At 41.9% G+C, this 9929-nt stretch carries 15 protein-coding genes and 1 pseudogene; 1 reads left to right on the top strand and 15 read right to left on the bottom strand.

Annotation, left to right across the window (positions count from 1 at the left end; genetic code table 11):
- Together ACPW7N_RS16840 and ACPW7N_RS16835 are read right to left on the bottom strand one after the other, a co-directional pair.
- Positions 1–87 (bottom strand): annotated as a pseudogene (locus ACPW7N_RS16840) (DNA-binding response regulator); the annotation flags it as partial.
- Positions 88–132: 45 nt separating this feature from the next.
- A complete protein-coding gene (locus ACPW7N_RS16835) occupies positions 133–1491 on the bottom strand; it encodes a hypothetical protein (protein WP_425652265.1) in 1359 nt (452 codons plus the stop codon).
- A 241-nt stretch (positions 1492–1732) separates the two neighbouring features.
- Between ACPW7N_RS16835 and ACPW7N_RS16830 the strand changes: the two genes are divergently transcribed.
- A complete protein-coding gene (locus tag ACPW7N_RS16830) occupies positions 1733–2191 on the top strand; it encodes a GreA/GreB family elongation factor (RefSeq protein WP_425652264.1) in 459 nt (152 codons plus the stop codon).
- Positions 2192–2443: 252 nt separating this feature from the next.
- On the opposite strand, the gene ACPW7N_RS16825 is transcribed toward ACPW7N_RS16830, so the two are convergent.
- The 13 genes from ACPW7N_RS16825 to ACPW7N_RS16765 all read right to left on the bottom strand — a co-directional run bounded on the left by ACPW7N_RS16825 (position 2444) and on the right by ACPW7N_RS16765 (position 9929).
- Complete coding sequence (locus ACPW7N_RS16825; RefSeq protein WP_425652263.1) at positions 2444–2815, bottom strand: NifU family protein; 372 nt, start codon at positions 2813–2815, stop codon at positions 2444–2446.
- Between the two features lie 8 nt (positions 2816–2823).
- Positions 2824–3243, bottom strand: a complete 420-nt coding sequence (locus ACPW7N_RS16820; RefSeq protein ID WP_425652262.1) for a hypothetical protein — start codon at positions 3241–3243, stop codon at positions 2824–2826.
- Positions 3240–3539 (bottom strand): hypothetical protein, encoded by a 300-nt coding sequence (locus ACPW7N_RS16815; RefSeq protein ID WP_425652261.1) that lies wholly within the window; start codon positions 3537–3539, stop codon positions 3240–3242. Before ACPW7N_RS16815 ends, ACPW7N_RS16820 begins: the two co-directional genes overlap by 4 nt.
- 107 nt (positions 3540–3646) lie before the next feature.
- Positions 3647–3853: a hypothetical protein gene (locus tag ACPW7N_RS16810; protein WP_425652260.1), complete on the bottom strand. Its 207-nt coding sequence runs from the start codon at positions 3851–3853 to the stop codon at positions 3647–3649.
- 35 nt (positions 3854–3888) lie between these two features.
- The gene (locus tag ACPW7N_RS16805; protein WP_425652259.1) at positions 3889–4482 is read right to left on the bottom strand and encodes a hypothetical protein; all 594 of its coding nucleotides are present in this window, start codon (positions 4480–4482) and stop codon (positions 3889–3891) included.
- A gap of 168 nt (positions 4483–4650) precedes the next feature.
- A complete protein-coding gene (locus tag ACPW7N_RS16800; RefSeq protein ID WP_425652258.1) occupies positions 4651–5097 on the bottom strand; it encodes a hypothetical protein in 447 nt (148 codons plus the stop codon).
- A gap of 20 nt (positions 5098–5117) precedes the next feature.
- Positions 5118–6452, bottom strand: coding sequence for a radical SAM peptide maturase, CXXX-repeat target family (locus tag ACPW7N_RS16795; protein ID WP_425652257.1), 1335 nt, complete (start codon positions 6450–6452; stop codon positions 5118–5120).
- Positions 6453–6468: 16 nt separating this feature from the next.
- Entirely contained in the window at positions 6469–7479 is a 1011-nt protein-coding gene (locus ACPW7N_RS16790; RefSeq protein ID WP_425652256.1) for a hypothetical protein, read from the bottom strand.
- Positions 7479–7778 (bottom strand): hypothetical protein, encoded by a 300-nt coding sequence (locus ACPW7N_RS16785; RefSeq protein ID WP_425652270.1) that lies wholly within the window; start codon positions 7776–7778, stop codon positions 7479–7481. The genes ACPW7N_RS16790 and ACPW7N_RS16785 overlap by 1 nt, the downstream gene beginning before the upstream one ends.
- A 22-nt stretch (positions 7779–7800) precedes the next feature.
- Positions 7801–8442 carry a hypothetical protein gene (locus ACPW7N_RS16780; protein WP_425652255.1) on the bottom strand — a complete coding sequence of 214 codons (642 nt, stop codon included), beginning with the start codon at positions 8440–8442 and terminating at the stop codon, positions 7801–7803.
- The gene (locus ACPW7N_RS16775; RefSeq protein WP_425652254.1) at positions 8439–9254 is read right to left on the bottom strand and encodes a baseplate J/gp47 family protein; all 816 of its coding nucleotides are present in this window, start codon (positions 9252–9254) and stop codon (positions 8439–8441) included. The genes ACPW7N_RS16780 and ACPW7N_RS16775 overlap by 4 nt, the downstream gene beginning before the upstream one ends.
- The gene (locus tag ACPW7N_RS16770; RefSeq protein ID WP_425652253.1) at positions 9242–9679 is read right to left on the bottom strand and encodes a DUF2634 domain-containing protein; all 438 of its coding nucleotides are present in this window, start codon (positions 9677–9679) and stop codon (positions 9242–9244) included. The genes ACPW7N_RS16775 and ACPW7N_RS16770 overlap by 13 nt, the downstream gene beginning before the upstream one ends.
- Position 9680: 1 nt before the next feature.
- The gene (locus ACPW7N_RS16765; RefSeq protein WP_425652252.1) at positions 9681–9929 is read right to left on the bottom strand and encodes a hypothetical protein; all 249 of its coding nucleotides are present in this window, start codon (positions 9927–9929) and stop codon (positions 9681–9683) included.

The raw sequence follows: 9929 nt of genomic DNA, 5'->3' as shown, positions 1-9929 counted from the left end.
TTCCTTCACTTCAAAACCATGTCTTTTTAGATTAATCCGGATAAAATCACGGATCGATTGTTCGTCCTCTAACACGAGTATCTTCATGCTTTTTTCCACCTTGTCTTCCTACCCTTGGTTGTACAGTCGATTCTACATCGAAAATATCTTGATGGATTGGCGAATCATTTCTGGATCTAACAACAGACTGCGATATTGGGTCATCTCTTCAGCAGATAAGCCTGTCGGTTCCTCGGGCATTTTCACGATGAGAACACGGTCGTTATTTTCTCCCAGGATCCATTCTTTCGGATTGTTACTCTGCTTCTGTTCTCCCTTTTTCTTTGCCGCTTCCAGAGTAAATAGCACTGCTCGTTTATTCTTTGCTGCTCCTGTATAAGAAAACTGGATTTGTTCCAGGTTGGTTTCACTCTTTACTTCCACTGTATAGTGGTTCAGCCACTTCTGTGGAATAGTAAAATCGATCCCAAGAAGGTAGTTTGTATAGTTTTCTTGCACCACTTGCCATTCATTGTTTGGCTTCCACTGGTTCCATGTACTAATCCAAGGTATAGCACTCATGGCAAGGTCTTCTGAATCAAGTGGCTCCGTTAGAAAACCAATCTCGATGATCCCGTCACCATTCACATCTTTGCAGTCTAACGCGTATGCCTTAAATGCAGTTGTTTGCCCGCTTGCATCCAGCAAGACATTGACAAGCTTGCCATTCTTCCTGACAAACAAATCGGTGAGTGCTGAGTGAGCCCCTGTCTGGGAATCAATGAACAAACCTTGCTGGTCTTGTGCTGCCTTACCAATGAGAACCTGTGAAAACCCATTGACACTACCATCGAGAGACAAGGTATCGGTTTCTTTCATCTGGTTTTGCTGGTAGGCAAAAATCTTTCCTTCTGCCGTCATATTATCGCGATCATGTAGAACGATGGCTACGTCTGCTTGAGAATCTCCTGTTATCTCTCCAATTCCCATTGCCGTATACGAATGCTGCCAAAGTAGTGTTATTTGGGAGACCTGGGGAGTAAAAACGGTAAGTTCCTTATTCATCCCTTCCCCATTTGACCAGCCTACAGCGATCTCCGGAAGACCATCACCTGTCATATCCTGAAAGATCACTCTCTCCAGCTCGTCTCCCTTTCCCTCATGCTCGCTCACTTTTTTCCATGCATCACCTGTTTTTTTCATCACAATCATGCCATTGGATGCACCTTCATAAGAAGATGTTGCTTTACGCTCGTAAAATGCGACAATCTCATTTTGACGATCCTGATCAAGGTTGACGGAAAACAAAACGTCTTTTTGCTCCGTTAGGGCTGGCATCGTTAGTTGTGCACCTTGTGGAATAGACTCTTTCATCACACGCATCAGCTCTGCCTGTGTATCTTCAATTGCCGGTGGTTTCATCATTTGACCGGGAGAGACTGCTTGACACCCACTCACAAGACAAAGTAGGAGCCCCACTAATCCACTCTTCCAAAAAAACGTTCGATTCACTAGCCTTCACTCCATCCATACTTCATGTTCATTGCTTGCTATCAAAGATACCCTGACTTGAGACGTAAAGGGTTACAAAATGGTTACATCTAACTAGATAGTGAACTGCTGGTAAAAACCTGTTACAATGATTGGAAGGCCCAATTCAGGGCCTATTTTTACAAAGGAGGTACTTTTTTTATGAAAAATGAAAAATTTATCAAACGCTGCTTGGATAACCAACAGGGAGGTGAAATCTATTATGAACCATAGTATCGTCAGTGGAACTCGTAAGCATTTGGTTAATCAGCTTTTGTTTTTTGATGAGGAACAGTCCAACTTTTTACAAGATTATTTCCCTGACCAGGGAAAAGAAAAGCAATCCATGGAAAGATTCATACAACAATACTCACAAACATTGGAGAAACTTCTGGCAATGGACGATAGTTATTTGGCCCAGTCCTTATTATCCGTTGCCTTATTGGGCAGCAGCGTAAAGGTTATCTTTCAAGATGATGGATTAGAAGAGCAATTTACGGTTGTATACCCTACTGAGATTGATCCTGACAGGAACCGGATCTCTTTGTTATCACCCATCGGTCGACAATTACTGTTGGTTTCTCCAAATGATAGCATAGTATTAAAAACCCCTGTTGGGGAGCAAAATGTTCTTATTGGAGAAATTAATTTTTCATATATCGGAGGCTTTTTGAGGAATTAGTATGTAATTTTTGAAGATGTGAAGAGGCAGGGGATAAATCCTCTGCCTTTTTCACTCTTTTTTGTCCACCGGTGATGTAATCAAGAGTTAGAAATATGGAAAAAGTGAAGATCAGATGATCCAGCCCGCCAAGCAAGTAGGTAAGCGTAGCGATTGTGCCTCCTTTGACGGTGGTTAATATTCCATCATGTTTCAAACCATTACCTCGTCTACATTGATGTAAAAATAAAAGCAAGCCATGTTCGGGTAAAATTACACCCAGCTCACTCCTTTGATTCCTGTTATTTCTTCTACCAAATATTCCTCAATCTCAACCAGGCTGAACCCGACACTGTTACAGCCATTGCAATTCCCTAGCATTTTAATCTGTACCCAATTCTTTTCAATACCTACATATTCAACATCCCCACCGTCCTTTTGAAGGTAGGGTCTTATTTTTTCAAGACAATCAATCACTTTTTCTTCAATATTTACATTACTTTCTGCTTTTTTTCTTTCTGAATGCTCTTTGTTGACTTCACTAACACTGCATCCTCCTATGGGTGGGACAAATTTGGCATTTTTATCTTCATATATGTTTACATCGTTATTATCTAGTGGAGAATAAGTAAAATCCTTTTCCATAATAACCCCTATACCTTTGAATGAGTGGCACAATCACACGAATGGAGATTGACCCTCTGCTTTCCTCTCAATGAAATGATTAGTTGTCTTCTCTCTGTATCGATGTAGTAATGTCTATTATTACGAGGCTCCATAATTAGCAAATACAATTCTGGTCCCAACAATCGTATTGCTTCATTTTTGGTTTCTTCATATTCATCAAGGTATACTTGAGTTAGCTGTTGGAGAAAATCTTCGAGATGAAAGCGATCCGCCTCTTCACTCGTTTTGTTGATATACGATAAAAAGAGATTTTGATACGCGGTTTTTTGAAAAATCAAATAATTAATCCTCCGGCATACTTCAGCATTTGCTTCAATAAAGATTCTTTCTTCCTCTTTCAAATCTAAAACCAACTGCATTAATTGATCCTGTGCATATAAAATCATTTTAATTTTTTCCCCCTTTGCAGTAGTTCTGCCTTTGCAATTCTCGGAACCGTTGGAAAATGATAATAGGGGCTTCCCTTGATGTACTTATTGCCAGAGGTGTCAGTGTGCAAATATTGTTTGACAATGTTATATTCGTCGTCCATTTCTACAATAGATAATGTAACCATACCTCTCCACGCATTCTCATACGCTTCAATTGCTTTATCTTCGTCTTGTACTTCAAATAGATACCTTTTTCGCTTTCCGTTATGTCGATATGTTTCATCCACTTCCAAAACATAATTGATCAGCATACCATTTTCCCCTTACCTTTTATCCATATTATCAAGAAGGAGGGGGTGGCCAATCCCCCAAAAGAAGCCATCAATAATCTTTTTGTTTCAGCAATGGAAACCAAAACCTATGCCTTAATATTTTGTGCCATCAAAGTTCTTACGTAATCGATTGCCGAGTTGATATCATTGGTCTTTACAATTTTATCTGCACCCACACTATCTGTTCTTGCCGCATTCATCGCTTTCACGTTATCAAAGAATTTTTGAGCATGCTCAAGCAAAACTGCGATGCCTTGTGCCGGAGTAGTAACATAATTTGGTTGAGGAATCACCTTGCCACGTCTGCTTAATTCACCTTTTATCGATTTCAATAAATCATTAAAGTCTGTTTGGGTAATATATCCCTTGTTTTTGATATTGTTGCCCAGCGTTGAAATGAAGGAAGAGGCAGATGTAGAGGTACATCCGTTATTACAATCCCCTGAGCAAGTTCCCGTGCATGACCCGGTGCAACTACCAGTACAGCTTGTGCATGTACCCGAGCAAGTTCCAGAACATCCACTGCATCCTCCTGTACAAGTCCCTGAGCATGTACCCGAACAGCTGCCCGAACAACCGCTGCAGCCTCCTGTGCAGGTGCCTGAGCATGTACCCGAACAGTTGCCCGAACAACCGCCGCAGCCTCCTGTGCAGGTGCCTGAGCATGTACCCGAACAGTTGCCCGAACAACCGCCGCAGCCTCCTGTGCAGGTGCCTGAGCATGTACCCGAACAGTTGCCCGAACAACCGCCGCAGCCTCCTGTGCAGGTGCCTGAGCATGTACCCGAACACGTTCCAGAACAACCCGTTCCACAACTACTTGTGCAAGTTGTTGAGCAGGTGCCCGTACAGCCTGTGCATATCCCTGAACAACCACCCCCACATGTACTGCTACATGTACCTGTACAACCAATACAACCATTTTGTGATGCCGAACCACACATACTATCGCATGTACCACTACATGTACTACAACTAGCCACCATATTGTTATCCCCCCATAAGAAAACCCACCCGACACAAGCTATCACTGGCGTCGGGCGGGGCCCCAAACTTGTAAATTCTTAATCTAATTTAAAAATTCAATCAGCTAAATCGATTGAATTTTATCAATAGCCTTTTTAATTAGTTCAGATTCGCCTTGGAGAATGGTAAATTTAACAATTTTATCGTAAAACATGTATTCCAGCTTTTGATCCTCCGCAAAATCATAGGTTTTATTCAAAATGTTCTCCAGTATGGAACTGATATTTTCCTTAACATCTCCCAGCTCGATTAACTGCAACCGTAAGTAATCATGTACGTAGATATTGTCTGGGAAATGACTGACAACCTTCTGTAAAAAATCTTTGTTTTGATCACTGATCAGTTCAATTCGTTTTCTCAACTGTTCAACTACCAGCTGTTTTTCATAGTTGTTAATGGCTTCATTGGCAAAAATACTTTCAAGCTCATTGACGATCGTTTCATCCAGAGCATCCAGCTTCAAATTCAGGTTTAACAAACTCACCAAAAATTCCCTATTTTCTTGCAACATCTTTTCATTCCTCCTATTTTTTAATTACTGTGTTTTGCTAACTCAGAAAGCATCCAATACTCGTCTTCATCAACCAGTTCCAATCCCCAGGCTAATGGCATATTCATCGGAAACCTTTTAGCGAGACCCAAACGTCTGTATAATCGATTCCAAAAATAAACGTTTGCCAAAACCCTGGCACGGTGCATTTTGCAGGAAAATGTAGCTTTCTGATCCGGATTCCCGGTGAAATCGTAGTTAAAAGCTGTACAACCACCACATCCAGATGCCACCTGGCAATCCTGGCATTTGGGCGGACTCTGAGAAGTCATGGTAATATTTTTCAAGCGGTTTAACCAACGATTTTTTTCTTTGGACTCCAACTCGGTAAAAATATCGCCCACGATCTGTTCTTCTCTGCGGAAGAGAGAATATTTCAAAAATCTGAGGCAGGGTGAGCATTTTCCATCTACACTGATTGCCAGCATTTCTCCATTTCCCCCACAATAGTTGTTATTATTGACTCTTGGGGTTCCAATACTTTCATCGAAAAATGAAACAAAATGTGTTTTGTATATCTCCTTTTCAATCATGATGTCGGCGACTTCTTTTAACTTTTGATAGAGTAATCTGGCATGATGAATGTTCCATCCTTTTTCAAAAACGACATTCATCATTCCACCTTTCAGTCCGAGATCCCATAAGTTTTGGATGGCTTCCACTAAATGTTGGATATTAAACGGAGATACTGTCATTTTTGTGTAAACATTCCCTAAACTAACGTTTTTCTTAACAGCTTTCTCTACGACATCATAACTGCCTCGTCCGTCATGAAAAACACGACATGCATCATGCAAATCCTTGTTGCCGTCAATGCTGATCGACATACTGACTTTTCCGGGATTTCTTTCCATGAACCTTTGTACCTTATTGCTAAGGAATAGTGTTCCGTTCGTGCTAACACTGATCATATAATTGGTGAACCACGGGTGTTTCAATTGAAATGCTTTGAACTTGAAGTATTCTACAATGTAATCCATGAGATCAATTTCAAGTAAAGGCTCTCCGCCGATGAAATCCAAAATGACCCCCTGCGATTCATCGCCCCAATACCCGTTTATTTTTTCCTTGTCAAAAATGAAATCGACCGCTTGTTTGGCTACCTCTTTGCTCATTCGCTTCGTGGTTTTATGAGTTTCATAACAATAGGTGCAGGCCAGATTGCATTGTTCTGTAACGATAAACGTAATGTTTCTTGCAACAATCCCTCTTCCTTCCCGATTGTCACTTGAACAGGCTGAATTGGCTAATGTTGAAAAATGATCTCCCCACTGCTGGAAATCGGATTCCGTGATATACAGTCCATTTTTTGGCATTTATATTCCGATCCTCCTACAAGTTCATGATGAGCATTTGAACCCGGTAAATTCCCTGCGTATTTTTACATGTTTCCAGCGCTTTTCCTACTACAGTTCCTGGTAAATAGTTTTCTGCTTTCATCCCTACACCAGGTATATCCGAGGCCGTGATTAAGTCACCTTCCTCGATGTCTCCAATTACTTTCGTAAAAACACGACCGGATATTCCAATAGGAGTATATTTATCGTAATTTTCTTGCGGCGATGTTTTGTTTTCTCCACCCAAACAAATGCCAAATGTATCTGAATGGACGCCAACTACACGTTTATCATAAGGTATGGAGCTCTTTTCCACATTGCCGTAGACGGAAACAAGGATATCGCCAGGTTCACTGGGTTCCTTATGTTCAAATAACTCTGCCAAGTCGTTATAGACTGCACGATAAAGTTTTGCATCTGCGTCAATGATCGTGTATGTCGCACCATCGTTATTGGCAATTTTCTTTAACTCTGTAGTTTTGTTCATCGTTGTAGTCGCATCCGCTCGTACTACTTGTGTTAAATCTGCCTTGGTAGTTGGATTAAAGTTTCCTGAGTGCCAGACTACTCCTAATTTCTTTTTTCTGTCATTTGACGTGATCACAGCGCTAGCATCCGTCGCAAAATACCAGAGCAAGCATTTTGCTTCTGCTGTAGACTGCGTAGTGGTAGTCTTCACCAGTCCGTCACTGTCCAAGTATATAAATTGTCCTTGAGTAGCGGCTAATGGCAGTGAACTGGCAGCCACTTCAAAACGAACTCCATTTACGTAAGCGATACCGGCCGTATAGTTAGCAGTGAGACCACTTGCGGAAAACGAAAGACCCGAAATAACCGAACTTCCGACCACATTCTCTGCCAAACTCTCCACAAGCTTATGAGCATCTTCAATCCCTTGTTCAAATTTGTTTGCCCGTGTGGATGTAAACTTGGTGCCTTGCTGTACGATATTACCTGTTGTCGGATCGATGATGTGATCAATCCAATTTGTCTTTACATACGACACTATGAGCTCACCTCAACTTTCACTTCAAGTTCAAATGCAATTAATAGGCCACTGTCGCCTTTTTTAATGTTCAGCGATTTAGTGGCAAGTGTGTTTCCGCTACTATCTAAGAGTGAAACGGTTTGTATTTGACCTTGCGCCTGAATATCATCCAGGTACACATATTTCGTGACCTTGAATCCAGATGAAGTCGTCTTGAAGATTGGATAGGACTTCAACTGGCCGTCGACATTCACCAGAGCTTTATTGATGTGATTGCTTACATCGTTTTGCAAGAGCTCCAATAATCGATTTTGCACAATTGCCAATAGTGGCACCTCCTTATTCCACCATGGAATAAAATTCATTCGTTAATGGATAGTTAACATTGTGTGTACGTGCTGCGCTCTTAAGCGCAATTGATTCACGATAAATTCGACCTTCTAAGCCATCCTCCGGGTAAAATGTACCGCAAATTGGATAATCCACCTCAAAGGAACGGACGTATGCATTGACGATCACCGCACCCCCGGATGACTTTATCAATGCTTGACTACCTTGGACGTGAACGGGCCGTATTCGTTCAAAATCTCTTTCAAGATCAATCAGATATACTGGCATGATGTCCGAAAACTCAAACATGATTTCTCTGGTAACAAAATTTTCAGTCACCTTGTCGAGCTTTCCAGCAATCACTCCCATTTGCCGTAGAGTCTCCATGGAAAAACTGGATTTGGCGAGATTTTTATTTTGAATCCCCTTTCGTCTTTCTTGCTGATTGCCCATCTGTGTATCCCCGAAGAAAATCCAATCCCAGGTATCCAAGGAGTAGGTGGCAAAAGGCAGTACCATTTGCTTGCTTAGATCTTGAATGACCTCTGATTGCTGAAAGACCTCTTGTCCAGAGCCTTCAAAATAGTATTCTGCTACTTTGTTCTCGTACCAGTAAGGTGGCAATCTTTCACGGTATTTTTCTTCGATCATGAAGTCACCCCCAGCATCAGTACGGATACAGCATTATCTGGTACTGTTAGATTTGATGTTCCTCCATTTAAGGTAAATTGAGAATAGTCTTGAACTCCATCAACCAAAAAGAGAGCACCAAGTTGTTGATACACAACTAATGCTCGCCCTTTCAGGTAATTGTTTATTCTCTTCGTTATCAATGGAAGGACGGCTGCCTGATCCGAGCCCGGAAGAAGTTTTATTTTCACCGAAATATTTACTGCGAAAACAACAGCGGGATGCACTTGCAGGTCATGTAGAGCGATGCGCTTGTTTTCCATTATCTCTCGTACCTGTTGAGCAAATTCGGGTGTGGAAGGCTGTCCGTTACTATCCGTAATATAGACATCGATGGATAAATCATGGCGTTTTTTCTCAATCGCGACCGCACCACCCACTCCGGAAATTTGTCGGGCCCATTGTTCATAATCGATTCTTCGACCGTTTCCTTCTTCCAACCTTGCCCTTTCGATGAGACGCATTCTGTATGCCTCATCTGTTTCGTTCGTGTTACGTGCAAGACCGATCAGAAACCCATGAGCATCCAGATATTCCCCATCAGCCCAAGGCACGAACCCTTGCAAAAAAGCATATTCCAAAAGCTGTTGCTGCTCGCTAATCTCTGCTGCTATGGGAAACAACAAGTCATAAAATATTTCCCCTTCTGCCGTTGCTGGGGCTGTTTCGCCTCTTTTTTCTGCCATAGCCGTCAAACGATTGACCATGCGCTGGTAAATCTGCTCGGGTGTCTCACGTAATATCGGCATTTCCGGCTTTTCTAACGTTGCCATACATTCACCTCTACTCTCGTTTTTCCTCGAACACCTTCGATGGCAACTGTAAAGACCACTTGCTCATGCTCAAAATGAATATCTGTGACTTCTGCCTGCTCGATCTCACTATGCGCTTCCAGTGCTTCTTCCACCTGGACTTTGATGGCAGGCAGAGACAGTTGATTACGAAGTTTACCGATGTCATCAAGAAAATCAACACCCATACGTTCAGAATAGATACTGTATTGAAAGCGTTTGGTGTTAAGGATTTTTTTTGCGACTTCTTCCAGATATTCTGCATAGGTCAATGTCTTCAGAAAACGTCCATCTAATCCTGTGACGAGCTGTTTGTTCTCCCAGTTGAATCGATAGGTCCAGGGAATCGCACCTGCCACTCCTAGCAAAAGAACCCCTACTTCTTCCTTCTCAAAGTCAGGAAACATCCTACTCCACCTCACCCAAAACGAGATACTGTCCGTTTGTACAACGCAAAAGAGCAAGACGTGTCCCTACCTGCTCAGGCTTAAAAACGGTACCTTTAAATAAAACGAGTTCCTCCTGCTGCAAAGGAATCGGATCTTCATCCAGCTTGATACTGACAGGGCTGTGAGATTGCAAACTGCCAAATTCGATTTCTGTATTGGTAATTCCGTGTTTTGCCCCTTCCATGATTCGTGACAAAGCTTGATACAA

The organism is Brevibacillus nigriterrae (genome assembly GCF_049846925.1).
Classification (GTDB): domain Bacteria; phylum Bacillota; class Bacilli; order Brevibacillales; family Brevibacillaceae; genus Brevibacillus_H.
Note: the sequence above shows the minus strand (reverse complement) of the source record. Positions and strands in the feature narration are given on the sequence as shown.